At 45.5% G+C, this 26530-nt stretch carries 19 protein-coding genes; 14 read left to right on the plus strand and 5 right to left on the minus strand.

What is annotated here, in order from left to right:
- Positions 1 to 69: 69 nt before the first annotated feature.
- From IRJ16_RS20675 to IRJ16_RS20700, 6 genes are all read left to right on the plus strand, one after another.
- Complete coding sequence (locus IRJ16_RS20675) at positions 70 to 2868, plus strand: carboxypeptidase-like regulatory domain-containing protein (RefSeq protein WP_194113561.1); 2799 nt, start codon at positions 70 to 72, stop codon at positions 2866 to 2868.
- 52 nt (positions 2869 to 2920) lie between these two features.
- Entirely contained in the window at positions 2921 to 5725 is a 2805-nt protein-coding gene (locus IRJ16_RS20680; protein ID WP_194113562.1) for a hypothetical protein, read from the plus strand.
- Between the two features lie 41 nt (positions 5726 to 5766).
- Positions 5767 to 8613, plus strand: coding sequence for a carboxypeptidase-like regulatory domain-containing protein (locus IRJ16_RS20685; RefSeq protein ID WP_194113563.1), 2847 nt, complete (start codon positions 5767 to 5769; stop codon positions 8611 to 8613).
- 172 nt (positions 8614 to 8785) lie between these two features.
- Positions 8786 to 10342 (plus strand): amino acid permease, encoded by a 1557-nt coding sequence (locus IRJ16_RS20690; protein ID WP_194113564.1) that lies wholly within the window; start codon positions 8786 to 8788, stop codon positions 10340 to 10342.
- Between the two features lie 119 nt (positions 10343 to 10461).
- Positions 10462 to 11736 (plus strand): MFS transporter, encoded by a 1275-nt coding sequence (locus IRJ16_RS20695; RefSeq protein ID WP_228080379.1) that lies wholly within the window; start codon positions 10462 to 10464, stop codon positions 11734 to 11736.
- Positions 11737 to 11744: 8 nt separating this feature from the next.
- Positions 11745 to 12314 (plus strand): MarC family protein, encoded by a 570-nt coding sequence (locus tag IRJ16_RS20700; RefSeq protein WP_194113566.1) that lies wholly within the window; start codon positions 11745 to 11747, stop codon positions 12312 to 12314.
- 175 nt (positions 12315 to 12489) lie between these two features.
- Here IRJ16_RS20700 and IRJ16_RS20705 read toward each other — a convergent pair whose 3' ends face one another.
- The gene (locus IRJ16_RS20705) at positions 12490 to 13422 is read right to left on the minus strand and encodes an outer membrane beta-barrel protein (protein ID WP_194113692.1); all 933 of its coding nucleotides are present in this window, start codon (positions 13420 to 13422) and stop codon (positions 12490 to 12492) included.
- A gap of 345 nt (positions 13423 to 13767) precedes the next feature.
- On the opposite strand from IRJ16_RS20705, the gene IRJ16_RS20710 reads away from it, so the two are divergent.
- The 5 genes from IRJ16_RS20710 to prmA all read left to right on the plus strand — a co-directional run bounded on the left by IRJ16_RS20710 (position 13768) and on the right by prmA (position 17654).
- Positions 13768 to 14016: a type B 50S ribosomal protein L31 gene (locus IRJ16_RS20710; RefSeq protein ID WP_194113567.1), complete on the plus strand. Its 249-nt coding sequence runs from the start codon at positions 13768 to 13770 to the stop codon at positions 14014 to 14016.
- A 67-nt stretch (positions 14017 to 14083) separates the two neighbouring features.
- Positions 14084 to 15271 (plus strand): putative sugar nucleotidyl transferase, encoded by a 1188-nt coding sequence (locus IRJ16_RS20715; protein WP_194113568.1) that lies wholly within the window; start codon positions 14084 to 14086, stop codon positions 15269 to 15271.
- Between the two features lie 133 nt (positions 15272 to 15404).
- A complete protein-coding gene (gene tpiA / locus IRJ16_RS20720; RefSeq protein WP_194113569.1) occupies positions 15405 to 16169 on the plus strand; it encodes a triose-phosphate isomerase in 765 nt (254 codons plus the stop codon).
- 100 nt (positions 16170 to 16269) lie between these two features.
- Positions 16270 to 16764: a hypothetical protein gene (locus IRJ16_RS20725; RefSeq protein WP_194113570.1), complete on the plus strand. Its 495-nt coding sequence runs from the start codon at positions 16270 to 16272 to the stop codon at positions 16762 to 16764.
- 53 nt (positions 16765 to 16817) lie between these two features.
- Positions 16818 to 17654: a 50S ribosomal protein L11 methyltransferase gene (gene prmA / locus IRJ16_RS20730; RefSeq protein ID WP_194113571.1), complete on the plus strand. Its 837-nt coding sequence runs from the start codon at positions 16818 to 16820 to the stop codon at positions 17652 to 17654.
- A 3-nt stretch (positions 17655 to 17657) separates the two neighbouring features.
- Here the strand turns inward: prmA and IRJ16_RS20735 are convergent, their stop codons facing one another.
- Both IRJ16_RS20735 and IRJ16_RS20740 read right to left on the minus strand, forming a co-directional pair.
- The gene (locus IRJ16_RS20735; protein WP_194113572.1) at positions 17658 to 19505 is read right to left on the minus strand and encodes a chloride channel protein; all 1848 of its coding nucleotides are present in this window, start codon (positions 19503 to 19505) and stop codon (positions 17658 to 17660) included.
- A gap of 59 nt (positions 19506 to 19564) precedes the next feature.
- Positions 19565 to 20278, minus strand: coding sequence for an energy transducer TonB (locus IRJ16_RS20740; RefSeq protein WP_194113573.1), 714 nt, complete (start codon positions 20276 to 20278; stop codon positions 19565 to 19567).
- 139 nt (positions 20279 to 20417) lie between these two features.
- On the opposite strand from IRJ16_RS20740, the gene IRJ16_RS20745 reads away from it, so the two are divergent.
- From IRJ16_RS20745 to IRJ16_RS20755, 3 genes are all read left to right on the plus strand, one after another.
- Positions 20418 to 21008 carry an acyl-CoA thioesterase gene (locus IRJ16_RS20745; protein WP_228080381.1) on the plus strand — a complete coding sequence of 197 codons (591 nt, stop codon included), beginning with the start codon at positions 20418 to 20420 and terminating at the stop codon, positions 21006 to 21008.
- Between the two features lie 2 nt (positions 21009 to 21010).
- Positions 21011 to 22912 carry an ATP-binding protein gene (locus IRJ16_RS20750; RefSeq protein WP_194113574.1) on the plus strand — a complete coding sequence of 634 codons (1902 nt, stop codon included), beginning with the start codon at positions 21011 to 21013 and terminating at the stop codon, positions 22910 to 22912.
- Between the two features lie 113 nt (positions 22913 to 23025).
- Positions 23026 to 24093, plus strand: coding sequence for a fatty acid desaturase (locus IRJ16_RS20755; protein ID WP_194113575.1), 1068 nt, complete (start codon positions 23026 to 23028; stop codon positions 24091 to 24093).
- A 76-nt stretch (positions 24094 to 24169) separates the two neighbouring features.
- Here the strand turns inward: IRJ16_RS20755 and murA are convergent, their stop codons facing one another.
- On the minus strand, positions 24170 to 25480 hold the full coding sequence (gene murA, locus IRJ16_RS20760) for a UDP-N-acetylglucosamine 1-carboxyvinyltransferase (RefSeq protein WP_194113576.1): 1311 nt from the start codon (positions 25478 to 25480) through the stop codon (positions 24170 to 24172).
- 107 nt (positions 25481 to 25587) lie between these two features.
- A complete protein-coding gene (locus IRJ16_RS20765) occupies positions 25588 to 26331 on the minus strand; it encodes a DUF4290 domain-containing protein (RefSeq protein WP_194113577.1) in 744 nt (247 codons plus the stop codon).
- Positions 26332 to 26530 lie beyond the last annotated feature (199 nt).

Raw genomic sequence — 26530 nt, forward strand, 5'->3', positions numbered from 1 at the left:
ACTGAATTGAAATTAAGTTATTTAGCGGATATATTTAAACTGATATGTTTTTGTTTGATAGTGTTGAAAATGTCGCTTTTCGACGCCGGGCAAGCTATTGCTGCTCCGCGATATCAAACTGTTACCGACTCACTTAAACAGATACGATCCAAGTTCGATGATCAGCGCAAGCGCCTGCCGATCGAGAAGGTTTACCTGCATACCGATAAGCCTTATTACAATATCGGCGATACGTTGTGGCTAAAAGCTTACGTTACTGACGGAGCCAAACACGCGTCAAAGTACAGCGGCCTGCTTTACATAGAACTGAATGATGACAGTACCGAGACCGTCAGGCAGATCAGTATCCCGATCAAAGAGGGTTTGGGCATGGGGCAGATACCTTTGCCGCGCAAGATCTTTCACGAGGGTGGCTACACGTTAAGGGCTTACACCAACTGGCAGCAGAACTTTGGTGACGGCTTTTTCTTTACCCAGCGTTTGTATTTGGGCGTACCCGCCCGGGCTACCTGGCTGGTAAAGTCGGCGGCGGCGTTAGAACACGTAGGTGACAAGGATAGGTTAGATGTAGATATCAAACTCAATTTGGGCGACCGCAAACCCGTATCCCTCAGCGATGTGGAAGTGAAGATCTATGAAGGCCGCTATTATTTATTTAAAGAAAATTTGCGTACGGGAATAGATGGTAGCCTGGTATTTAGTAAATTATTAAAAGATAAGGTAGATGGTCGCAACCTCAGCATCCAGATAAGCAGCAGGGATAAAGCCTTCCCTAATAAAGTGATCAAGATCCCGCTTGTGATCAACCGCGATGCTAAGATAGACCTGCAGTTTATGCCCGAAGGCGGCAAACTGGTAGCCGGCATACCATCGGTAGTAGGGTTTAAAGCGTTAGGAGAGGACGGGAATAGCATCGACATCAAAGCCTCGATAATTGACAGTAAAGGCACAAAAGTTGCCGATATCGTCAGCTTTTATAAAGGTATGGGTTCTTTCACCATTACACCCGAAGGAGGGCAGACCTACATGGTCAAACTGATCGGTGGCAGATCTAATAATAAAACCTACAATTTGCCTGCAGTAAATCTTATAGGTATGGCGATGCATGTGGATGCGCCCGAAGGCCCCGATGCCATTAAAGTTAATATCAAAGGTTCAAACAATACGATCGGCGAATACTACCTGACCGGTCTGTCGGCCGGGAGGATCTGCTATGCCGAGAAAGTTGATCTGAACAACAAAGAGATCAGCATTGATAAAATGACCTTCCCGACGGGGATCACCCGTTTAACATTGTTCAACGGGATGCCGCCCGTGGCAGAGCGGCTGATCTATATCGACCATAAAGATCGCCTGGACATCCGTATTACGCCTAATAAAACTACCTATCAAAAGCGTGATAGCGTTAGCCTGGATATCGAAGTAAAGGATAGTGGCGGTATCCCGGTGCAAGGTAGTTTCTCGTTAGCGGTAACGGACAATACACAAGTTAAGCCCGATACGATGGGCAATTTTAATATCACTACCAATTTGTTACTACGGTCTGAATTGAAAGGTAATATCGAAACACCCGGTTATTACGTAGACCGCAAAGACCCTAAAGCATGGCAAGCATTGAACAACCTGCTGCTCACCCAAGGCTGGACCAATTACAATTGGGCCGATGTTTTTACCCCTACCACCCAACCAAAATTTGCGATGGAAAAAGACCTTTCTATTACCGGTACATTAGTTAACGTGCTTAATAAGCCTGTTGCCGATGCACTGGTCATATTATCATCGCAAAAGCCGCAATATACCGCTACAGCGTTCACCGATACGGCTGGCCGTTATTCGTTCAAGAACTTACCGCAGACAGATTCGGCAGCTTTCTTTTTGCAGGGGAATACCAAGAGTGGAAAGAATATGAGTTTTGGGGCTGTCAATGTAAACAGGGTAGAGCTGCCATCTGTGCCCGTAATGTACCGGAACCCGATCATGCCCTGGTTCGTTAACAGTGATACCACCCAGTTGAACCTGGTAAAACGCTTATCGCAAAAGGCCAATTTTACCGACATGGATGGCGAAGGTACTATGCTACGTAACGTAAATATCAGAACGGCCAAGGCGATCAAAAATTCCCAAAACCCTTATGGGCCGGGCATGTCTGATATGTCCTTTGATGAACAGGATGTCAAAGAGTCGGCCGTGATGAATTTGTGGCAATTACTACGGCAAAAAATGCCGGGGTTGATCTGTTATGGCTACCGGTTCATCGATCAGTCAGGTAGACGCATACCTTTGTTAAGATGGGGCAATTTTTACATCAACGGAGCGCCCCCAACAGCCATTATCCCCCCCGGGTTTGATCTTAATATCGACGGAAACGTGCTAAGCACACAGGCCGGAGAATCTGACTCAGAATTGTTAAAGTCTGTACCGGCAGCAGTGATCAAAGGCATCGAGGTCATTTACAGCACCAAGTTTACTAACCGTTCGGTGCAGGTAGGTGGCGGTTTAGCCAAACCGGGCTATCGCGATTATCAGTATGCCAAAATAGAGATCACCACGAATAACGGTGTAGGCTGGTACAGAAAGAATTCTCCGGGCAGGGCGGTCTATCGCCCATTGCCGGTAATGCATCCAAAAGAATTCTATCGCCCCAAATATACGGCTAAGGGCTCGGTATCAGAGCCCGACTACCGCTCAACGATCCATTGGGAACCGCAGATCTATACCGACTTTAACGGCAAAGCCCGCGTTACATTTTACACATCCGACCTGCCAAACAATTACACCATCGACATACAAGGGATGACCCCCGAAGGGGAGTTAGGCAGTGCGGTCTTAAAATTCCCCGAGGTTAAACCCGAATTAAGAACGCCGTAGTTAAATGATAGCGGTATATTTATAGCACAACACAAACCATTTATCGACCCTTATGCCAAAACCTGAACTCAGATCTTTGATATACCGTTTGATATTTTTGGTTATTACGATGGTTTTTGCTGGGATATCCGGTCGGGCCGAAGTAGCTATTGTTCAGCAAGGTCAGACGGTTACTGATTCACTCAAACTGATACGATCGCGGCTGGATACGATGCGCAAGCGTGTCCCTATAGAGAAAGTTTACCTGCACATCGATAAGTCACACTACAATTTGAGCGATACGCTTTGGTTTAAAGCTTATGTTACCAATGCCGATAACAGCCCAACTAAGCAAAGCGGCCTGCTCTATGTTGAATTGATAGATGACAGTACCGATGTGGTAAGACGTGTGAGCTTGCCGATAAAGTTTGGTACGTGCGATGGAAACATCTCCCTAAACCCCAAGGTTTTTCACGATGGCGCCTACACACTCAGAGCCTATACCAATTGGATGCGGAACTTTGGTGATGATCAGTTCTTTGATCAGCGGTTCTATCTGGGTTCGTCGCCCCAAAAGGCTTGGTTGGTGAATGCTAAAGCTGCGTTAACTAAAGTAGACGGGAGCGACCGCCTGGATGTGGACGTGAAATTGAACAACCCCGACAGGTCTGCTGTTACCCTGCGCGATGTTAAGGTGAAATTATACAGCGGTAATAAGTTGATCTTGGAGGACGATATCCGCACCGGTATCAACGGCAGCCTAAGAGTGACCAAAGACCTAAAAAAGGTTACGGACCGCAAGAACCTGATGTTGCAGGTGCTGACGCGTAATAAAAGTAAGCTGGTACAGATCCCTGTATTTGTTGATAGCGTTAAACAGATAGATCTGCAATTTATGCCCGAAGGCGGCAATTTGGTAGCGGGGCAAACATCGGTACTTGGTTTTAAAGCCATAACAGATGCCGGCAAGGGGATACAAGTGAACGGTGCCATTTACGATAGTAAGAATATTAAGGTTACAGACATCGCCAGTTTATACAGAGGCATTGGCGAAGTGTCCTTTACACCGTTACCGGGCGAGCGCTACGTAGCCAGACTCTCCACGCCGGGAATAGTTGCCAAAGAATATCAGATCCCAGCGGCTATGCCTGCCGGTACATTGCTGCAGATCGATAACGTGACCGATACTGATAGCTTAAAAGTGAGTGTTCGCGGCATTGAAAATAACGGGCTGGCCCCATCTTATACAGTTCTTGGCACAGCGCGTGGAAGGCTCTATTTTACCCGGCAAATTCCAGCGGTAAACAGGTCTTTCGCCATAAGCAAGCGGGAATTTCCAACGGGGGTTACGGCTATCACACTAATGAGGGGCAATATCCCCCTGAACGAGCGGCTGGTATTTATAGACCATCAGGACCGGCTGAATATCCGGGTGACCAGCGATAAGATCGCCTACGGTAAACGCGAATTGGTCAACTTAGAAATAGCGGTGACCGACCAGGCGGGGGTACCGGCGCAAGCGGATCTTTCTTTAGCGGTGACCGACCTTGGCCAGGTAAGGGCTGATACTTTGGGCAACAATAACATTGCTACCTCGCTATTGCTTAAGTCGCAATTAAAAGGCGATATCGAAACTCCAGGTCAATACTTTGCTAATAACAACGTTAAAACCAGGCGGGCCTTAGATAATTTAATGCTTACGCAGGGCTGGTCGGCGTACGGGATCAGGGCCGCGTTAAGAGGCTTCCCAACGCGGTATCGTGCCGAAGGTCCGTACGAGATAGAAGGCACTATAGCAGATCAATATTATAAACCGATACCCAATGTCCCGGTCTTTATATCATCTAAAATACCACCGCTGATCGCTAAAACAATGGCCGATTCTACCGGCAAATTCATTTTTAAAGGTTTGGTGCCAAACGATACCACTTCTTATTTTATACAGGCCCGGCGCAATAATAATAAAGAACTTAGGGAAGGAAGGGTATTAGTGAACAACAATTGGCCCCTGGTGGTGCCCAACACCAAAGCGAATGTACTTGTCCCCTGGTACGTAAACAGCGATGAACTTTCTTTAAGACAAGCCAAGCTGAGCTATACGCCTGCATTTGACGACGACGTAGAGGCTGAAGGTACTTTGCTGCGGAATGTAAACATCGGCGCAAAGAAGTTTATCAAGGGCTCAAGGAACCCGTTCGGCGAAGGCCGCTCAGATCTTGCTTACGACGAGGCTGATCTGCGTGAGTCGGGCACTACCAATATTTGGCAATTTTTGAAGCAAAAGCTGCCGGGAATATATGAGACGGTGGTATCGATATTTGTGCCCGAGAATCCTATCCCTTATCAATATCCCAGAATGAACGTGCTTAAATTGGGTCAGCATTACGTTGCCCAAGGTGATCTGGCGTTGAATGGTGTCGCGATATCAGTTAGTAAATACATGCTAATGAATATGACCATACAGGATCTTGCAGGGATAGAAGTTAGCTACAGTAAAAAATACACCAACTCTACTACCTTGCATTTACGGAGACCGCCGACCTACAATATTGCCCGGATAGATATCACTACAAAAGTGCAAATTGAGTTGGGGCGACGCCCCGACAATATTAAATATAGCGTGGCCATCTTTCGCCCTATGCCGGTAATGTACGGACAACAGTTCTATAGCCCGAAGTACACATCAAAAAACAATGATGCTATACCCGACTACCGCTCCACGATATTTTGGGAACCCAACCTACGCACAAATTTTAATGGTCGTGCCAAGGTGTCGTTTTACACTTCAGATCTTCCTCAAAATTATGGTGTCAACATTCAAGGCCTGTCGGCCGAAGGCGAATTGGGTAGCGCAGTGATCAAGATGCCGAACAAATAAATTATCGCTATATTTATAAAACCAACAAACCTAAAACCCGCATGCCAAAACCAACACCTATACCGCTACGCCTTATCACACTGTTAATGCTTGTGCTTATACCTGTATTTTGCAGAGCGGCAAGTATTAGTTTGGTATTCCAAGACAGAACGACCGACTCTATCAAATACGTTCAGTCGCGTTTGGATACTATGCGCAAGCGTTTGCCTATCGAGAAAGTTTACCTGCACACCGATAAAGCCTACTACAACATCGGCGACACACTCTGGTTCAAAGCCTATGTTACCGATGCGGGCAACCGTGCATCCAAACACAGTGCCTTACTTTATGTAGAGATGTATGATGACAGCGCCGACGTAATGCGCCGCATCAGCATCCCCATCAAAGAAGGTTTGGGCATGGCCCAGATACCCTTGCCGAGAAAAGTATTTAAAGAGGGCGGCTACACTTTACGGGCCTATACCAATTGGATGAACAACTTTGGCAGCGACTACTTTTTTACCCACCGCTTCTATTTGGGTATGCCTACGCAAGCTACTTGGTTGGTTAAGTCGACAGCGGCGATCGAACACGTGGGCGAGAAGGACAGGCTGGATGTGAACGTCAGGCTGCATTTGGGTGACCGGAAACCCGTATCGCTCAGTAATGTAGAAGTAAAGATCTACGAAGGCCGCTATTACCTGTTCAAAGAAGAGATGCGGACGGGCATAGACGGCAGCCTTAACTTTAGTAAACTATTAAAGAACAAAGTAGACGGCCGCGATCTGAACATCCAGATCACCAGTCTGGAGAAAGCTTTCCCTAATAAAGTCATCCGTATCCCGCTCAGCATTAACCGCGATGCCAAGATAGACCTTCAATTTTTACCCGAAGGCGGTAAACTGGTCGCGGGTAGCCCGTCGGTAATTGGCTTTAAAGCCATAGGTGAGGATGGCAAGGGGATCGATGTAAAAGCCACCATTCAGGATAGTAAAGGCAACAAGGTGGCAGAGATCAACAGTTTTTATAATGGTATGGGGTCCTTTAAATTCACCCCCGAAGCCGGGCAGAGTTACGTGGCCAAGATCAGCGGCGGAAGGTCCAATAACAAAACATACAGTTTGCCAGCAGTTAACGCCACGGGAACAGTGCTGCATATAGATAACCCCGAGCAAGATGGTGACATTAAAGTCAACGTAAAAGCAAGCGTCAACATCAGCGCGGATAGCAGCTATCATTTGCAAGGCATGATGAACGGACGGATCTATTACACCGAAAAGATCGGGAATAAAAGCAGTGACCTCGCCATCAGCAAAATGACCTTCCCATCAGGTATCGCAAGGTTTACTTTATTTAAAGGAATTATTCCGATAGCCGAGCGTATGGTGTTTGTTGACCATAAAGACCGATTGGACATTCGTGTAACACCCAACAAAACAAGTTATCAAAAGCGCGATAGCGTGAGTTTGGATATCGAGGTAAAAGACGCGACAGGCATCCCCGTACAAGGGAGCTTCTCGTTATCAGTTACAGATAACACCCAGGTAAAACCTGATACGATGGGCAACTTCGGTATCGCCACGCAATTGTTGTTAAAGTCGGGGTTAAAAGGGGATATCGAAACACCCGGCTATTACCTCCACCGCAAGGATGCCAAAGCTTGGCAGGCACTGGACAATTTAATGCTGACCCAGGGGTGGACGGCGTATGATTGGAAGGACGTTTTCGCACCTGCCACTAAGCCTAAGTTTGTAGTAGAGAAAGACCTTTCGGTAACGGGTACTGTGGTTAACGTGATGAACAAACCGGTACCAGATGTGTCGGTTCTGATATCTTCTCAAAAGCCGCAATTTACGGCTATCGCTTTTACGGATAAGGATGGCCGGTATTTGTTCAAGAACCTGCCGCAAACCGATTCCGGTTCATTCTTTTTACAGGGCAATAATAAAAAGGGCAAAATGATAGCTTTCGGGGATATCACGGTCGATAAGATCAATATCCCCAATGTGCCCGAGATGTATCGCACCCCTATCATGCCCTGGTTCGTTAACAGCGATACTTCACAACTGGACTACATTAAACGCGTAGCGCAAAAGGCTGCTATTTTAGCAGACCCGGTAGGTGAGGGTACGATGTTGAAAAACGTAACCATCAGCAAAGCGCGGATAATACCGGGCGGAGAATTGAACGGCCGTACCGACCTGGGTTTTGATGAAGCCGAGATCAAGGAGTCGACCACGCAGACCCTTTATCAATTATTAAAACAAAAGATACCGGGATTCAGGATCAGGCAGGACTGGGCAAATCATAAAGGAGCGGCTACGATAAGGATGGATGGTTACAGGATGATAGGCGGTGTAAGAGAATACAGCGAGCATTTTATAGATTTTTTAGTTATAGACGGTCTTGAACGCGATTTTCGTGGTCCGGACCCGTATTCTGTTGAACAATTTAAAGAGAATCTAAGTAACGTTATCGTCCCCGGGCTGAAAACCCTTGAAGTGGTCTGGAGCCCCGAATTTGTTCCGGCAAAGTACAACAAACTCAAGCTTTTGTCCTATTATTTCGGCATGGTATTTATTAATACCCGGTCTGGCGGAGTATACGTTAAATCTAAGAATGGCACAACCACCTATCGGCCTTTACCGGTAATGCAACCCAAGCAGTTTTATAGTCCAAAATATATTGCTAACACCGCTACGCCAATTCCCGATTACCGCTCCACCATCCATTGGGAACCCCAACTGTACACCAATGTTAATGGCAAAGCCAAAATATGGTTCTACACATCCGATCTACCTAAGGACTATACCATCAACATACAGGGTATGGGGAAGGAAGGCGAATTGGGTGGCGCAGTGATCAAACTTGGTCAAGGTGCAAAACCGCTGATAGCCGGCAGTAATTAGCGCATTAATTTTGCAATTATTTAAAAACTATTTAATTAAGTTAAGAAATTTTAAACAGATCACAACAAAATTTTGTTTTTGCGTCCATTTGTTACGATCGGGTTTTTACCATGTAGCAAAAAATAAGTATGTTTGGGACGAATGAACAAAACTTTACAACTTAACTAAACAAATGAAGTTATTTATTAAAAAACCTATTAAGCAGCTTATGGCGGCATCGGCCGAGACGGAGCATAGCTTAAAAAGGACCCTGGGTGTTACCTCCCTGATCGCCCTGGGTATCGGTGCCATTATTGGTGCAGGTATTTTTGTGCGTACGGCTGCCGCCGCTGGTCATCACGCTGGTCCGGCTGTTACTATTTCGTTTCTGATCGCTGCTGCAGGTTGCGCGTTGGCAGGTTTATGCTACGCCGAGTTTGCCAGTATGATCCCTATCGCCGGTTCGGCCTACACTTACTCTTACGCCACCATGGGCGAGTTCATTGCCTGGATCATAGGCTGGGACTTAGTGTTGGAGTACGCTTTAGGTGCGGCAACGGTATCAATTGGCTGGGCACAGTATTTTAACGAGTTTTTGGATACGTTCTTCAACGTCCATATACCCTTTCAGTGGTGCCACTCGCCGTTCGAGAAAGCCATTAGCACCACCGGCATGTATGCCGATCAGGTTGGTATACACGGTATCGTAAATCTACCGGCCATTGCTATTGTGTTCTTGCTAACACTATTGCTGATCAAAGGTACTGCAGAGTCGGCTGTTGTAAACAATATCATCGTTATTGTTAAAGTGGCTATCGTGTTAATGATCATAGGCTTAGGCTGGCAGTTCATTAACCCGGCTAACCACACGCCATACATGATACCTGCTGATAAACCACCAGTACACACCAGTACCGGTATCGTTGACTACTCAAGCATGTTCAACCACGGATGGCTGGGTGTATTGCGCGGCGCGTCCGTAGTGTTCTTTGCATTCATCGGTTTCGACGCGGTGTCTACCGCTGCTCAGGAAGCTAAAAACCCTCAGCGTGATATGCCTAAAGGTATCCTGATATCTTTGGCTTTCTGTACTATCTTGTACATCTTGTTCTCGCACGTATTAACTGGTTTAGCGCCTTATACCGACTTTTTGATCAACGGTAAAGAAGCATCTGTAACTTACGCTATCAAAACCTTTATGACCGGTTACGGCTGGTTAGGTAAATTGGTTACCGTAGCTATCCTTGCTGGTTTCTCATCAGTTATCCTGGTGATGTTGATGGGCCAGACCCGTGTATTCTATACCATGAGTAACGACGGTTTGATCCCTAAAGTGTTCTCTGAATTGCACCCTAAGTTCCGTACGCCGTACAAATCTCAGTGGTTGTTCTTCGGTTTCGTATCTATCTTCGCCGGCTTTATCCCTGATTCTGTAGTTGGTGACATGGTGTCTATCGGTACCCTGTTCGCTTTCGTACTGGTATGTCTGGGTATCATGATCCTGCGTAAGACCGATCCTGAGTTAGAACGTCCGTTCCGTACACCTGCTTACATGATCGTTTGTCCGTTGGGCGCACTGATCTGCTTGTGTATGATCGCCAGCGAAGGTTGGGAGAACTGGGCACGCTTGTTCGGCTGGTTAGCTATCGGTTTCATCATTTACTTTGGCTACTCGGTTAAACACTCGCATGTACGCCACGGTAAGGTTGAAAAACCTAACGACCCGATCAACCCTAAATATGTTGAATAGTATCCGCTAAGGATATCGACAATATCGCAACGCCCCGAAGGTTATCTTCGGGGCGTTGTTTGTTTTGGGGAATTTGTCTGAACCCCTACCCAAAGTAAAATCCCCGTGACCATCACTTTTTGCATACTTACAACCTTACTCTAAACGCTATATTTACGCCAACCCTGCAAACCTTTTGCAGCCCGACCAATTATACTACTGCCCGACACCAAACATTAATGAAAGCCGATAAGAACCTGTGGATACTGGTATTGATATGCGTGATCAACTCGTTAGGGTTCGGTATCATTATGCCGCTGCTTTACTCGTACGGCAAAAAGTTTGGCGTTAACGAGCAGACCATTGGTTTGCTAACGGCGGCGTTCTCTATCGCCCAATTTTTTGCTACCCCGGTGATGGGAGCCATGTCTGATAAATTTGGGCGGAAGCCCTTATTGGTCTTTAGTCTAATCGGTACATTGATATCTTTCCTGATGTTCGCCTGGGCGGGGAGTATATTTGTGCTTTTCGCCGCGCGGATACTGGATGGTTTGACGGGCGGCAATGTATCGGTTGCGCAGGCCATGGTGTCGGACACAAGCACATCTAAAGACCGTGCTAAAAAGTTCGGTATCCTTAGCTCGGCTTTCGGGGCGGGATTTGTATTGGGCCCTGCGGCTGGTGGCTTGCTGAGTGAACTGGGCGAGCAAGTGCCGTTCTTCTTTGCGGCGGGGATATCGCTGATCGGCACACTGTGTACGATATTTTTCCTCAAGGAAACCCATCCGCCGGATAAGCGCGGGGAAAAAAAGACCAAGTACAAATTCACTTTTATGTCGTTGATCAGTACTTTGAAACGTAATGTGATCGGCACCACTATCTTTATTGGTTTTTTATTGGCGATGGCGCAGTTCACCATGATCACGGGTTTCCAAACATTCAGCGTGGACGTGTTGGAACTTAACAATATTCAGATCGGCCTATTCTTTGCCGCATTTGGAGTTTGCGGTATACTGGCGCAACTGGCTGTGCCATTGATAACTAAGCTGATACCGTCCAAATCCTTGATCTTGCTGATATCAACGGCGCTTTGTTGCGGCTCGATGGTGTTATCGGGCTTTACATCAGTGTTCCTGATGTTCGCGGCTTGCATGTGTGTTTACTCACTCTTCAACGGCTTACGCAACCCTATGCTTAATGCCATTATTGCTGATCATAATGATGCCGCCCGGCAGGGAGAGGTAATGGGCGTCAACCAATCCTATGCTTCAATTGGTCAGACTTTAGGACCGATCACGGCCAGTGCGGTCATTGCCATATCAATTCATTCGCCGTTCTTTTTATCGGGTGTTTATATTTTTATTGCACTTTTGCTTAGCTTTAGGCTTCTGGCTAAAGCTAAAAAAGATAAATAACACCGCCTATGTTCACTTTCGACCCTAAGCAGATCCTGTCCGTCACCATGATTCTGTTCGCCATTATCGATATCCTGGGCACTGTCCCCATTATCGTCGACCTGCGCAGAAGGGTAGGGCATATCGAGTCCGAAAAAGCATCGGTAGCCGTTTTGGTGTTAATGATCATGTTCCTCTTCGTCGGCGAGCAATTGCTGAATATCATCGGTCTGGATATTCCCTCATTCGCTATAGCAGGTTCGCTGGTGATCTTCATCATCGCCATGGAGATGATACTGGGTATCCGCTTTTTTAAGGAGGAAGTATCCAACACAGCCTCCATCGTGCCATTGGCATTCCCGCTGATCGCTGGTGCCGGTACCATGACCACGTTGTTATCCCTTAAATCCCAATACGCCACGCAAAACATCATCGTAGGCATCATCCTGAATACGATGTTCGTTTACCTGGTGTTAAAGAACGTAAAATACCTGGAAAAGCTATTCGGCGAGAATGGCATCGGCATCCTGCGTAAAGCTTTCGGAGTGATCTTATTGGCTATCGCTATTAAGTTGTTCAGGAGTAATACGCATTTGTAGGGCCTGCATGTCAGATCTGAGAATTACGTCGCTTGGCAGATCCCTCCTTGGGGAGGGGCGTGCCGGGAATGAGCGGTGGCAGGGAGGGGTTTAACCGCTTTGCAAATGGCCAACCCCTCCCTGCCAGAACACTTGGCGACCGCACCCCTCCCCAAGGAGGGATTTACTATTCCTATCAATTATTCCCTCCAAAAAATCTTGGATAGTAAGCCAACCCGACCAAAAAATACTGTTGCAAAGCATTAGTACGCCTCACAACCAGCGTGTTGGCGTTTGATGAGGTATAGATGCCTTGCGTTTTGTTCAGGATATCGTTAGCGGTAAACTTCACTTCGTAGTTCTGCTTTTTGCCCATGCGGTAACTCATTTGGGCGTTCCAGATCACAAGGTCGGTGCCGGGCAGGTTGGTGGCGCGGTTATGCGTCATCCGTGCCGAACTGTTTAGGCGGATGCCTTTGGGTAGGTCGGCAACAAACTCCAGGCCGTTGCTGATGGTCATATTCTGATTCGTCCGCGCGTCGCTACCAAATTTCGACTGCCGGATATCCAGCGTAGATAGCAGGTAAATACCTAAATAAGTACTGTAAGTATAACCCAGTTCAGAGTTGGCTGTTAACGATTTTTGCTCGGACGTGACCGGCAGGTTATTTGCAAACAACGGCACACTTCGCGAACTTATCCTGCTATTGAGCGCGTAAGTGATCTGTTTTTTATTGATAACAAAGGCTTTGGTAAAACGCATATCGGCAGCGTGATCGCGGTAGCCGCTTACGTTTACGGGGGTATTGATGTTCACGCCGCGGTTATCGTAATAGTTGCTGTCGGATATGTAATTCTCTATGGACACCGCGTTGATGGCTAACCTGATCGAGGCCGGGTAGGTGTTCTCCTGCTGCCAGCTGGCCGATAGCTCGAAGTTGTGCTGATAGTTAGACCGTAAATTTCGGTTACCCAATTGGAAATAGTACAAACTGCTACTATCAATAAATTGCGCCAGCTGATCTACGTAAGGTATGTCCGAACTTGTTTTGTAGCCAGCTTTAATTTCCCAATTGCGCGCGCCCGTGATCCTGTCGGTGTAGGTTAAGCTGGCCTCGGGTATAAATATTCTTCATGACTTTCATTAACACTAACTGCTCAACCTAAACCCGATAGGACGGAAAGCTTTTGCGAAGCATGGTACATGAGCGCCTGGGCAAAACTTGGAGGGATAGCGGGGCTGGTGGTGCCGATGACACGCCGGGCCGTTCGTTTTCTGATGACCTGACCGCAAAGTTCAAAAAGAAAGGGGCGCCTAAAAGACACTGATCTTAAGTAGGTTTTATATCTTTGTGGCGAGAGGAAACTCTGCTTTATGGTTTCCCGTAATTAATTTGAGAAATATTTTAAAGAGGTGATTTAGAATTTAAATATTTTATTATCTTTGCACCTCTTTTAGAAGGAATATATAGTAATGAAAAAAGACCTGCATCCAAAAAATTATAGATTAGTTGTGTTCAAAGATATGTCTAACGAGTATTCTTTCATCACCAAATCTTGTATCGAAAGCCGCGAAACTGTTAAGTGGGAAGATGGCAACGAGTATCCATTGATCAAGTTAGAGATCTCTCACACTTCTCACCCGTTCTATACAGGTAAGATGAAATTGGTAGATACCGCTGGTCGTATCGACAAATTCCGTACACGTTACAACAAAAAGTAATCAGATACTTTTAAGTATATTTGAAAAGTCTCCCAATAAAATGGGGGACTTTTTTATTTTTGCGCCCATGGCCATCATCCTATTCGACGATAACGCTTATCAAAACTTACTGCCTTTAGTTTATACCCGTCCGGTCGGCGACCTGCGTGTGGGTATCTTAACTATCGCTGAAAAATGGGCCAAGCATTTAAAACAGGGATATAGCTGGCATACCCGCCCGTATCTTCAAGGTAAGTTCCAGATCAATATCACTGATGATAATCTGTTCATTAACGGCGGTGTTTGCCCGGATGATACCTTGCTTGAAGCGATTGACAAGCTAAAAATGGGCGAGGCGCTAAACAATGGCGATCAGCTGATCGCCGCCCGTTTGGATGCTACCGATGCCAAAGGTTTCGACCCGGCGACCAAGTATCTGGCCGCAAGCACTAAGCATTTGCCGGTGATCATCCGCTATCCTGAATATATCTTCAGATATAATGATATAGAGTTACGCAAGGATTTTGCCTTGATGACAAAAGGCCGCAACAGTGCCTCACTTAGCAGTACCAATACGATCATTGGCGATAATTTTTTTGCCGAAGAAGGTGCGCTAAGCGAATGCAATACTTTTAATACCACCAATGGTCCTATCTATTTGGCTGCAGGCAGTGAGATATGGGAGGGGACTAACATTCGTGGTGCGTTTGCTATTCACAGCAACTCACAAGTAAAGATGGGTACCAAGATCTACGGCGCTACGACTATTGGTCCGTATTGCAGGGTAGGTGGCGAGGTGAATAATGCGGTGATCTGGGGTTATAGTAACAAAGGCCACGAAGGTTATCTGGGTAATTCGGTATTGGGTGAGTGGTGTAACCTTGGGGCCGATACGAATAACAGCAACCTGAAAAACAATTACGCCGAGGTGAAGCTGTGGGATTATGCAAGCGGCCACTACCGTAAAACAGGCCTGCAATTTTGTGGCTTGATCATGGGCGACCATAGTAAGAGTGGTATCAACACCATGTTCAACACCGGTACGGTGGTAGGCGTAGGCGCTAACGTTTTCGGCGCAGGTTTCCCGTTGAACCATGTGCCTGATTTTACCTGGGGCGGCGCAGGCGATCTGCAGGAATATCGCATCAGCAAAATGCTGGAAACCACGGCTAAAGTTTTTTCGCGTAGAGAGAACCGTGATTTTAACGAGACCGAACAGGCGATATTGAAAGAGGTGTATGAATTGAGCGCGCCTTTTAGAGAGGCTTGGGTATGAGTTTAATGTGCAGATGCGGGAGTATGCAGATATGCAAATTAGAATATAAAGTAATTAAGTAGATGAGCAGAATCGGTGAGATCAATACCAGATCTGTGAAATCAAGAAAATAATCTGTGAAATCAATAAAAAAATGAGAAAAAAAATTGTAGCCGGTAACTGGAAAATGAACATGGATTATAACGAAGGCCTTTCGTTATTTTCTGAAGTGGTAAACATGGTTAAGGACGAGGTGACCGGCGATCAGACCGCTGTAGTTTGTTCTCCTTTCATTCACCTGCATAGCTTAGTTGCTTTGGCTAAAGGTTATCCTAAAGTTGCTATTGGTGCACAAAACGCACATCAGGCTGAAAGCGGTGCTTACACCGGCGAAACTTCGGCTAAAATGATCAATTCGGTAGGTGCAACTTACGTGATCTTGGGCCACTCAGAGCGTCGTCAGTACTTTGGCGAGGATAATGCTTTGTTGGCTAAAAAGACCGACACAGTATTAGCTAATGGCCTGAAACCGATCTTCTGCATTGGTGAGACCTTGGACGAGCGTAACGGTGGTACCCACTTCGACGTGATCAAGTCACAATTATCAGAGGGTGTTTTCCATTTAGACGAGGCTCATTTTAGCCAATTGGTAATCGCTTACGAACCTGTTTGGGCTATCGGCACAGGTGTTACCGCATCGTCTGACCAGGCGCAAGAGATCCACGCCTTTATCCGTGCCGAGATCGCTGCCAAATATGGTCAGGGTGTTGCTGATGCTACTACCATCCTTTACGGCGGTAGCTGTAACCCTAAAAACGCTGCCGAACTGTTCGCGCAAGCGGATATCGACGGTGGTTTGATCGGTGGCGCGTCGTTAAAATCACGCGATTTTGTAGACATCGTTAAAACGTTTAATTAATTTTTTAGTGAGTAGTTGAATGAGTTGGTTATGTGAGTAGTTCATTTTTTTCTAAAACATAATCAACCCATTCTAACTTTATCAACTACTCACTTAACGCATGCGCTTCCTAAAGGTCATACTACCCCCATTAATAGCTTTCGCGGTATTTGCGATACTGATCAAATATGATCCGTTCCATTTCTCGTTGGATGGTTTGGGCGATATCGGTAATGGCTATTCGTCGGGATTGATCAATTATTACAAGATCTTCGCGCCGTTCCAATTTGTGGTGGCCTTGCTCACACAGTATCTGATCATCTTACCTATTTGGGATGCTATACTTCGCAAGCACCTTATCGCTTTTACAGTTTTTGCATGTATGATGGTGGTTTGTCTGTTGGCAGCCTCTGGGTTATCATATATCATTTGGGATCCGGCTACCGGTAACGATCGGCTGGTAAAGATCACTTTGTTTATGGCCGCCGTGCAAGCCATTTATTGGGCCATCAATTTCTTATCTTTGGCGATATTGGATTGGAAGACGCTCCAGTCAAGTCAGAAGTTAAAAGTCGAAAGTCAAAAGTCTGAAGCAGAAAATGAGAGGTCGGAATAGATTTCCGAAACTTCTGTCTCATATCTCAGATCTAACATCTTATATCTCACGAAATGAATTATTACGAATTACTGTTCACCACTATACCTACTGAGGATTACCAGCAAGATCTGCTGATCAACGCTTTGGGCGAAATAGGTTTTGATACTTTTGAGGAGGTTGAGCTTGGCTTTAAAGCCTATATCCCTGTGGATAATTTTAACGAAGAGGTTTTGCAGGAAGCTATAGCGCCATATAAAGACCTTTTCACTTTTAGTTATGATGTGACCTTGGTGCCGCAAAAGAACTGGAACGAGGTATGGGAAAGTAATTTTGAACCGATGCAGATCCGGGATCAGATATTTGTGAGGGCTACTTTTCACGAGGCTCGTCCGGAATTTCCCTACGAGATCATCATCGACCCTAAAATGGCTTTCGGTACCGGCCATCACGAGACCACTACCATGGTAATGGATCTGATGCTGAACGCCGATCTGAAAGATAAGAACGTATTAGACATGGGCTGTGGAACCGGTATCCTGGCTATCCTGGCATCTAAACTTGGCGCTAAGAGCGTTACCGCTATTGACTATGACCCGGTTTGTTATGACAGCACGATCGAGAACTCGGCCTTAAATCATATCGACAACATCACACCGCTTTGCGGATCTAAAGAGGTTATCCCTAACGATCAGTATCATACCATCCTGGCTAATATTAACCGTAATATTTTACTGGATCAGATACAACGTTACAGCGAAGTATTACTGCCTGATGGCGAGATCTATTTCAGCGGATTTTACGAAACGCCCGATCTAGAGATCATCACCGACGAAGCACGTAAGTACGGACTGAAATACATCAGTCACCTGAAGATGAAAGATTGGGTAGCAGCTAAATTTGTTAAATAAAGATCAGGCCGAGTGTTCTTTCAATAACTCGCGGTATTGATTTAATACCGTGGATCTGGAAATAAAGCCAATAAACTTGCCCGACTGTACTACCGGGAGATTCCAGGTATTAGTTTCGTCAAACTTGCTGATGATCTGCCGCATATCGTCTTCGATATTGATCGTAGCTGGCGCTTGTATCATTACATTACGGATGGCCAAACTTTCGTAAAGGTCCTTTGCGAATAGGTAAGGGCGTACGTCATCCAACCGGATCATCCCCACTAAATTTTCTTCATTATCTACTACCGCAAGGTGGTTACGTTTACCTACGCGTATCAGATCGATAAGGGTGGTAAATGGCGCGTCGATATGTACCGACTGGATATCCTTGTCGATGAGTTCAGATGTATGAAGTAACGTCAACAGGTTTTGATCATGCTCTTTGGTGAAGATCTGTCCTTCATCAGCTAAATGTTTTAGATCTAAAGATACAGGTGCAAACCATTTGGCGATCAGATAAGATATCACCGATACGGTCATCAATGGAATGAACAGATCATACCCAAAGCTCGACTCAGCGATCAGGAAGATCGCTGTCAGCGGTGCGTACATTACCCCGCTCATCACCCCGGCCATACCAACCAATACCATATTGGTAACCGGCACATTGGTAAAACCTAATTGCATCAGTAGGATAGCCAAAAAGTAACCAACCGTTCCGCCTGCAAATAGCGACGGCGCAAAGTTGCCACCGGTGCCACCACTGAATATGGTGATAGACGTAGCAAATACTTTAAACAGGCAAATCAAGCCAAGGAATAGCAGCACGAACCACTCCTGATAATCAAAGTATTTAAGGAAGCTGGCGCTAATTGTATTATTCACTTTACCGTCGGCCAGATCTTTGATCGTTTGATAGCCTTCGCCGAACAGCGGAGGGAACAGCACGCAAAGTAAAGCCAATAATGAACCACCCAGCACAGCTTTTTGTAATTTATTTAAACTAAGGTGTTTGAAAAAAAGCTCTACCCTGTAGGATATCACGGTGAAATATCTGGCATAAAGTCCCGTTATCAAACCCAGCAAAATATAAAAGCCGATGTTTTTGTAATTGAAAGCGTGCCGGGAGTGGAACTGGAAAAGTATCTCCTCATTCAATATGATCCGGGAAACCAAACTGCCACATACAGCAGCAACGGCCAGAGGAATAAAATCGGTAAAGACCACTCCGGTAAGTAAGATCTCAAAAGCGAACATCATTCCAGCTATGGGTGCGTTAAATGCCGAAGCGATGCCCGCAGTAGCGCCTGCAGCCAGTAATAACGTACGGTCTTTATAATCAAGGTTATAAGTTTTAGAGAAATTTGACCCAATGGCAGACCCGGTGACCGCGATAGGACTCTCCAATCCCGCCGAACCACCCAGGCCTACGGTGATGGCGCTTTGGATGATCTGCGAATACATTTTAACGGGGGCAACAAAACTTGAGTTTTGGGCAATATCATACAAAATAGCTGGTACTCCTTTTAACTCGCTGCCTTTTTTATTGAAGGTCATGGCAGCGATAGTAGCCAATACGATACCTGCTAACGGGAACACGATGTAGAAAAAGATCTGCTCTTCAAATTGGAATTTGGCTGTAATGAGATAGTGGATGTAGTGGACCAGCATTTTCAGGATCACACCTGCTAATCCTGCTGAAAGGCCGACCAATATGCCGGACAAGATAAGAAACTGGGTGCGATTGAGATATTTGTGCAGCCAGTGCAGCACGATCTCGTAACTGCGAACTTTGCGTAGGCTGTTGGCCCTAAATTCTTTTTGAAATTTATAGCTATGGAAACGTTTTAACTTGCTGTATTCGGTCACACTGGGATATGTTTTGCGTCAAAGTTAAGGCCTATGGCCTTGGGATGGGCAGTTAATGTTCAATTAGTTTCAGTAACCTCCCACTTTTGCATGTCGCTAAGCGATATCAATTTTCCGCCCATGGTCATTTTACAAGGGATGATAATGGTAGATTGTATCGGCTGGCCGTTCTTGGTGGCGGGGACAAAACGTTTTTCATCGGCGGTCAATAAGTTTAAATTAACATTCAGGTCAAGGCCATCGATGTGGATGACATAATCTGCCAGGTTACCGCCCGGGCTAATCAATAGTTCTACAATGGCTGGTATTTGCAAAGAACCGTCCATGCCAATGTCAGCGGGGCGTTTAAATAGTTTTAGTATTGGGAGATATCCGTAATAACGTCCGCCTATTTTGATGGGCCTGATAACGGAATCTTTCTCGGTGAATTTTTCATCGATACGATAATTGAAATGCATGATGGGGGAGACCGCTTCAGGAGCCTCGAAGGTCACTTGGTTCTTGTCGTAATCAAAGTTCTGGAGTATTTTACCCTTGCTATCGTAAAAATGCCATACACCTGTCCGTTTATCGTTGCGGTAGACGCCGCTGGCTACCGCTGTTTTCTTTTTATAACGCATTTGGTATAAGCCCTCACGCGTTTTCACGTCTCTCTTCAATACCCGGAAAACTTCCATGTGTTCCTTGTCAAATTTCGACATAACCTCCATCGTTTCCTGGGCAAAGACGGGGGCGGTGAACAGAACGAGATAAAGGTTGATCAGTGTTTTCACAGGTTGAATATTTTAAATACAAGATCAGGTTAGATGCAAGCTAAGTTATGGGACAGCGATAACAGGAAAAGGTTTAAATTTTTTATTTTTTTGGCTGATCGATCCGTTTGATTAACATTGTAACCTCTTAATACTGTTGATGATGCCTAATGCTGAAGAACTAAAATTGCCGTTCAAAAAAGTGCGGTTCTCCAGGACGACTATTACCGAGCTGATGATACCATCATACGCCAATTTTGGTGGTAAGATACACGGTGGCGTGCTGTTATCCCTGATGGATAAGGTAGCTTACGTGTGCGCGGCCAAACATGCTGGAAATTACTGTGTAACAGCATCTATAGATACGGTAAACTTTTTAGCACCTGTGGAAGTTGGTGATCTGGTATCCTTAAAAGCATCGGTCAATTACGTAGGCAAAACGTCATTGGTGGTCGGCATACGGGTCGAATCGGAGAATGTAAAGACCAACGTCATCACTCATACCAATACCAGCTACTTTACCATGGTAGCAAAAACGGATGATAACCGACCCGCCGAAGTTCCGGGCCTGATATTAGAGAACGAGGAGCAGGTGCGCCGTTTTGAAGAATCGCGAAAGCGCAAAATAGAAAAGCTGAAACAGGTGCATGAAATCCGCACATCGCGGCCAAATTTCGATATCGAACAAGCCAAACAGACGCTGGCTTCAGAACGCTGCATAATTACTATCGACCAAAAGGAAAACAAGTAGTAATGAGAACCGCTATCGCTTCACTGTTTTTATGGCTATGCTGTCTCTCTGCCTTCGCACTGAAAAAGGAGAAAGCTACGGCTGTTAAAATTAGTAATGCAGAGATAGATAAGGTACTTAAACAGGCCGACGCAATGGCCCTTAAAAAACCGGATTCGATACGCGCGGTCGCCGAGCGGATGCTGGTATTTTCAAAACAGAACAACTACCGTTACGGCATCGGCAAAAGTTTTAATGTGATAGGTCTTACGTATTGGGTGCAGTCGTTAGTGCCTGTTAGCCAGTTCTATCTGGTTTTGGCTGTTCCATATCTTAACGGTAATAAAGCTGCTTTAAGCGATTGTTACCGCAACATAGCCCGCAACTACACCGATATGAAAGACTATGAGCCGGCTAAACGATACTTTATGCTTAGTCTTAAACAGGCCGGTAAAGATGTGGGCATGCGGGCGGCCATTTTTACGGAGATGACATCCATCTTTAACGCTACTAATGACACCGCGAATGGACTGGTCCATATTAAGCTGGCTATGCGCTATGCTGTTAAAGCCGCCAAGGATAATTTGAGGGGTATATTATACAGTCGCTATGCGCAGATCTATATCAAACAAGGTAAACTGAGCGCTGCTGAGCTCATGTTAGATACCGCATTCAGCTTCGCAGCTAAACTTAATAACAATCGCTTACTATCGGTAGCGACCATCGACAGATCGAAGGTTTACTTACAGCGCAATGATCTGAAAAACTCACTTGTATTTGCCAAAAAAGGGTTTGACTTGGCCGAGACGATCGGTTCATCTAATTTGGAGTTGCGGGCGTTAAAAGTACTTTCGGATATCTATAAAAAGCAGGGCAACATGGCCGCGCAGGCCGCCAATCACGAAAAGCAGACGGCAATATATGACAGCGTTAGAAATTTCTCGAATCGGAAAACGCTCCAACTTATCCAAGACTATGACAAGCTGAACGGCAAACTAAATGATATTGAACAGGTAAGCCGCAGTAGTAAGGCTAATGTTGCGCTTATTAAAACCCAACACCGCACCATCGCGCTGCTCGTTACGTTTTTGTTAGTTGCTGTGGTTTTCCTTTTTGTGATATTTATCTACTATCGCCAAAAGAATAGGTTGAACAATAAGCTGCATGTACAGCATAAGGAACTGGGTTTGCAAAAACAATTAATAGAAGCCCAACGTGCCGACCTGCAAGAAGTAAATAAATTGAAGGACAAATTGTTGGGTATCATCGGTCACGATCTCCGCACTCCGATAGCTAACCTGAGTAGCATCATCGATCTGTTTGCCGAAGATTATGTTACTGCTGATGAAGTAAAAAAGCTAATGTTGGACATTGCACCCGTAGTTAAAGGGGCCGAACTAACATTATCTAACCTAATGGACTTTGCCTCGGGGCAGATCAAGGGACAAACGGTATCTGCTACTAACATCAACCTATTTTTGATAGCTGTAGAGATGAAAGTGATCTTTGAGCATCAGCTACAGCAAAAAGGGATAATCTTAAACAATAATTTCGATGCTGATATTTCTGCTTGGGCTGATGCTAATCATGTTAAAGTAGTGCTTAGGAATTTGCTGAGCAACGCCATTAAGTTTACCGGTAATAACGGGCAGGTAAGCGTATCGGCAAGTTTAAAAGAAGGCATGGTAACCGTTTGCGTGCGCGACACCGGCGTAGGTATGAGCCAGGCCGAGATAGAACAACTTTTTAAGACCAATTCGCATTTTTCACACAGTGGCACATCCGGCGAGAAAGGTACTGGCCTGGGCTTACTACTGAGTAAGGAACTGGTAGAATTAAATAAAGGTACCATTTGGGCCGAATCTGATCCCGGCTTGGGCAGCAAATTTTGCTTTACAATACCTTTAGCATTTTTAGAAATATAATCTTTTCTTCGAAATATTTTTGATAAGTATCCGTTCTTAATATGTAAAGTGTATCTTGCAGATATTTGACACTCCCCTGACATTGGTGAATCCATAAATTTCAAAGAAAATTAATGACTTTTTTAGACAAAGTGCTCGAGCAGCCATCGTATGGCTGGAGAGATAGTGAAGGTGATCTGGTGAGACCTACTCCTAAACAAATTATCACAGAATTTTTTCATAGACTGAACATCTTCCGCGATAAGAAAAACTGGCTATCATTCACCAGTTGGATGATGATATTGGTGTTAACGCCCTGCCTGTTTCTTTTCATTTTTAAATTTTTTAGCATTAAATTGCTGATCGCTGCTTTTGTTTATAGCATGATCGTGCTTGGTACGCATGGCACCATTTGGCATCATCGCTATTGCACCCATCGTGCTTACAAGTTCAGGAATAACTTTTGGCGATTTGTGACCCAGAATTTGACCATTAAGATCATCCCCGAAGAGATATATGTGATATCGCATCATGTGCATCATGCTAAGTCAGACCAACCAGGGGATCCTTACAATGCTTCGGGCGGATTCCTATACTGCTTTTTAGCAGATGTTAATCACCAGCCCATCGCCCGTAACATGGACGAGAAAGACTACAACCGTTGTGTTAAGTTGATGAAACATACCGGTGTAAACGTAAATACCTATGCCCAGTACAAAAAATACGGCACGCTTGCCAATCCATTACGCACCATGGTGTCGATCATACTAAGCTGGGGTTTTTGGTTTTTAGTGTTCTTTTTGATCGGCGGTTTTGGTTTAGCTTTTACCTTATTTGGCGCTGCAGGTTTTTGGGGTGTTGGTGTACGTACCTTTAATTACGAAGGGCACGGCAAAGGCGAAGATAAACGCCGCGAAGGTGTCGATCATAATTGGGAAGATATGTCGGTAAATCAGGTATGGCCGGGTATTGTAGCGGGAGAATGGCATAACAACCATCACCTGTATCCAAAAAGTGCACGTTCCGGCTTTAAACCACACCAGGTAGATCTGGCCTGGTACTACATTAAGACTATGAGTGTTTTAGGAGCGGTAAGCGAATATACCGACCACAAAAAACGGTTCTATGCAGAGCATATCCGTCCGGTACCGGCAGTAGAACTTATCCCGGTTACCGTTGAAGCCGGGCCGGCAACGATATAAAATATTAAGAGATCATAAACAAAGACGGCGGACCATATCGGTCCGCCGTCTTTGTTTTATCTATCGTGTGTTTAAATTACACTCTTTTGATATCAGCACCTAAAGCACGCAAGCGTTTATCTATGTGCTGGTAACCACGTTCTATCTGTTCGATATTGTAGATGGTAGATTTACCCTGAGCCGATAAAGCAGCGATCAGTAACGAAACGCCTGCACGGATGTCAGGTGATGTCATGGAGATGCCGCGTAATTTTACTTGTTTATCCAAGCCAATAACCGTAGCACGGTGCGGATCGCAAAGGATGATCTGCGCGCCCATATCCAATAGTTTATCCACAAAGAACAAACGGCTCTCGAACATTTTTTGGTGGATCAGTACAGATCCTTTGGCTTGTGTAGCAACTACCAAAACAATGCTCAACAGGTCAGGCGTGAAGCCCGGCCATGGCGCGTCGGCAATGGTCATGATAGAACCGTCAATGAAGGTCTCTATCTCATAATGGTCTTGCGCAGGGATAAAGATATCATCGCCGCGCAATTCTAACTTGATACCTAAACGGCGGAAGGTGTCAGGGATGATGCCCAACTCTTTATATTGTACGTTCTTAATGGTGATCTCTGACCCGGTCATGGCCGCTAAACCAATGAATGAACCGATCTCGATCATATCCGGCAGCATACGGTGCTCGGTACCGCCTAAACGCTCAACGCCTTCAATGGTCAGTAAGTTTGAGCCGATACCGCTGATGTTGGCCCCCATGCGGTTAAGCATTTTGCAAAGCTGTTGCAGGTAGGGCTCGCAAGCGGCATTGTAGATGGTGGTTGTACCTTTGGCCAGAACAGCAGCCATCACAATGTTGGCCGTGCCTGTTACTGAAGCTTCGTCCATCAATATGTAAGTGCCTTGCAGGTTAGATGCATCTACATTGTAAAAGCCGGTGTTAGCATTGTAATCAAAGCGTGCGCCCAATTTTTCGAAACCTAAGAAGTGGGTATCCAAACGCCTGCGGCCGATCTTATCGCCGCCCGGTTTTGGGATAGATGCTTTACCAAAGCGGGCCAATAACGGGCCAACGATCATTACCGATCCGCGTAAGCTGCCACCTTTTTGCTTGAACAGATCCGACTCAAAAAAGTCAAGGTCGATGTTCGATGCCTCGAAAGTGTAAGTGTCCTCGTTGATACGTTCCACCTTTACACCCATATCACCTAATAACTCGATCAGTTTGTTAACGTCCTTAATATCCGGTACGTTGCCGATGGTCATTTTCTCCCCGGTCAGCAATACGGCTGATAGGATCTGCAGCGCCTCGTTTTTAGCGCCTTGTGGTATAATTTCGCCTTTAAGCGGCTTGCCGCCTACAATTTCAAATGCGTCGTTAGTCATTTTTTTGATAGTTGATGGTTCGTAGCTTAACGGCTCGCGACCGATAAACCTGGGCAAATATAGCAAGTCCGTTAAGACTATCTGCCCCAAACCAGATCTAAAAAATATTAGTATTTACGGCCACCGCCGCCACCGCCTGTATTACGGTTACGGTTGTTTTGGTTGTTATTGTTATTACGTGGATTGTTGTTCTGTCCGCGATTATTCTGGTTATTATTATTGCGCGGATTGTTATTGTTGCTGCGCGTGTTGGTGCTGTTACGCTGGTTGTTGATAGGTGTACGGACTTCTACCTTATTCAGGTTGATGTTCTCTTCCAATTTCAATTCGCCGCGCGATAGTTGGTGCAGGTCGGCCAAAATGCTCTCGTCCGATACCGAATCTTTGTTCCATTGCACATAAGCCATCTTCATAAAATTAGCTATCGCTTGCACCATGTGCTGCTTGCGGGCCGGCTCATCAATAGCCTTAGCCTTCTCGATCATTAGCTCGATGGTTTTACCGTAGTGCTTGTAGCGGATACGTTGGTTGGGGTAGCGCAAAGGCTCGGGCTTAAAATGGATAGCCTCGGTAGACGGGATCGGGTATGGCGAATCTACATCTATCTTAAAATCAGAGATAATATGCAGGTGATCCCACAGTTTGTGCTTAAAATCGGCCACGTCGCGCAGGTGCGGGTTCAAAAAACCCATCAACTCTATCACCACCAGGGCATATTTATTTCTTTCCTCTTTAGAGGGCAGTTCCACAATGTATTTCACCATGTTCTGCACGTTACGGCCGTACTCGGTCAGTAACAATTTCTTCCGCGTGGAATTATAGTCGAACTCAGGCGTTGGTTTTATAGCCATGCTAATCGTTTTAAATAAAATTTTTTGTGGTGTCGTCGCCTAGCTAAAGAGCCGAAAGGGCGAAAACGAAATGATAATTACTTATACTTGTAGTAACGCAAAGATAGGTTTAATGTGTTAATGTGCAAAAAATATTCACTTAGCAAATTATTAACACATAGCCTGCAGGAATATCATCTATAAAATATCTGCCTTGACT

It is taken from the genome of Mucilaginibacter myungsuensis, from assembly GCF_015222005.1.
GTDB classification, from domain to species: domain Bacteria; phylum Bacteroidota; class Bacteroidia; order Sphingobacteriales; family Sphingobacteriaceae; genus Mucilaginibacter; species Mucilaginibacter myungsuensis.

Coding starts and splice junctions, on each gene's coding strand:
- IRJ16_RS20675 (WP_194113561.1), top strand. CDS start 70: ATGTCGCTTTTCGACGCCGGGCAAGCTATTGCTGCTCCGCGATATCAA.
- IRJ16_RS20680 (WP_194113562.1), top strand. CDS start 2,921: ATGCCAAAACCTGAACTCAGATCTTTGATATACCGTTTGATATTTTTG.
- IRJ16_RS20685 (WP_194113563.1), top strand. CDS start 5,767: ATGCCAAAACCAACACCTATACCGCTACGCCTTATCACACTGTTAATG.
- IRJ16_RS20690 (WP_194113564.1), top strand. CDS start 8,786: ATGAAGTTATTTATTAAAAAACCTATTAAGCAGCTTATGGCGGCATCG.
- IRJ16_RS20700 (WP_194113566.1), top strand. CDS start 11,745: ATGTTCACTTTCGACCCTAAGCAGATCCTGTCCGTCACCATGATTCTG.
- IRJ16_RS20710 (WP_194113567.1), top strand. CDS start 13,768: ATGAAAAAAGACCTGCATCCAAAAAATTATAGATTAGTTGTGTTCAAA.
- IRJ16_RS20715 (WP_194113568.1), top strand. CDS start 14,084: ATGGCCATCATCCTATTCGACGATAACGCTTATCAAAACTTACTGCCT.
- tpiA (WP_194113569.1), top strand. CDS start 15,405: ATGAGAAAAAAAATTGTAGCCGGTAACTGGAAAATGAACATGGATTAT.
- IRJ16_RS20725 (WP_194113570.1), top strand. CDS start 16,270: ATGCGCTTCCTAAAGGTCATACTACCCCCATTAATAGCTTTCGCGGTA.
- prmA (WP_194113571.1), top strand. CDS start 16,818: ATGAATTATTACGAATTACTGTTCACCACTATACCTACTGAGGATTAC.
- IRJ16_RS20745 (WP_228080381.1), top strand. CDS start 20,418: ATGATGCCTAATGCTGAAGAACTAAAATTGCCGTTCAAAAAAGTGCGG.
- IRJ16_RS20750 (WP_194113574.1), top strand. CDS start 21,011: ATGAGAACCGCTATCGCTTCACTGTTTTTATGGCTATGCTGTCTCTCT.
- IRJ16_RS20755 (WP_194113575.1), top strand. CDS start 23,026: ATGACTTTTTTAGACAAAGTGCTCGAGCAGCCATCGTATGGCTGGAGA.
- murA (WP_194113576.1), bottom strand. CDS start 25,480: ATGACTAACGACGCATTTGAAATTGTAGGCGGCAAGCCGCTTAAAGGC.
- IRJ16_RS20765 (WP_194113577.1), bottom strand. CDS start 26,331: ATGGCTATAAAACCAACGCCTGAGTTCGACTATAATTCCACGCGGAAG.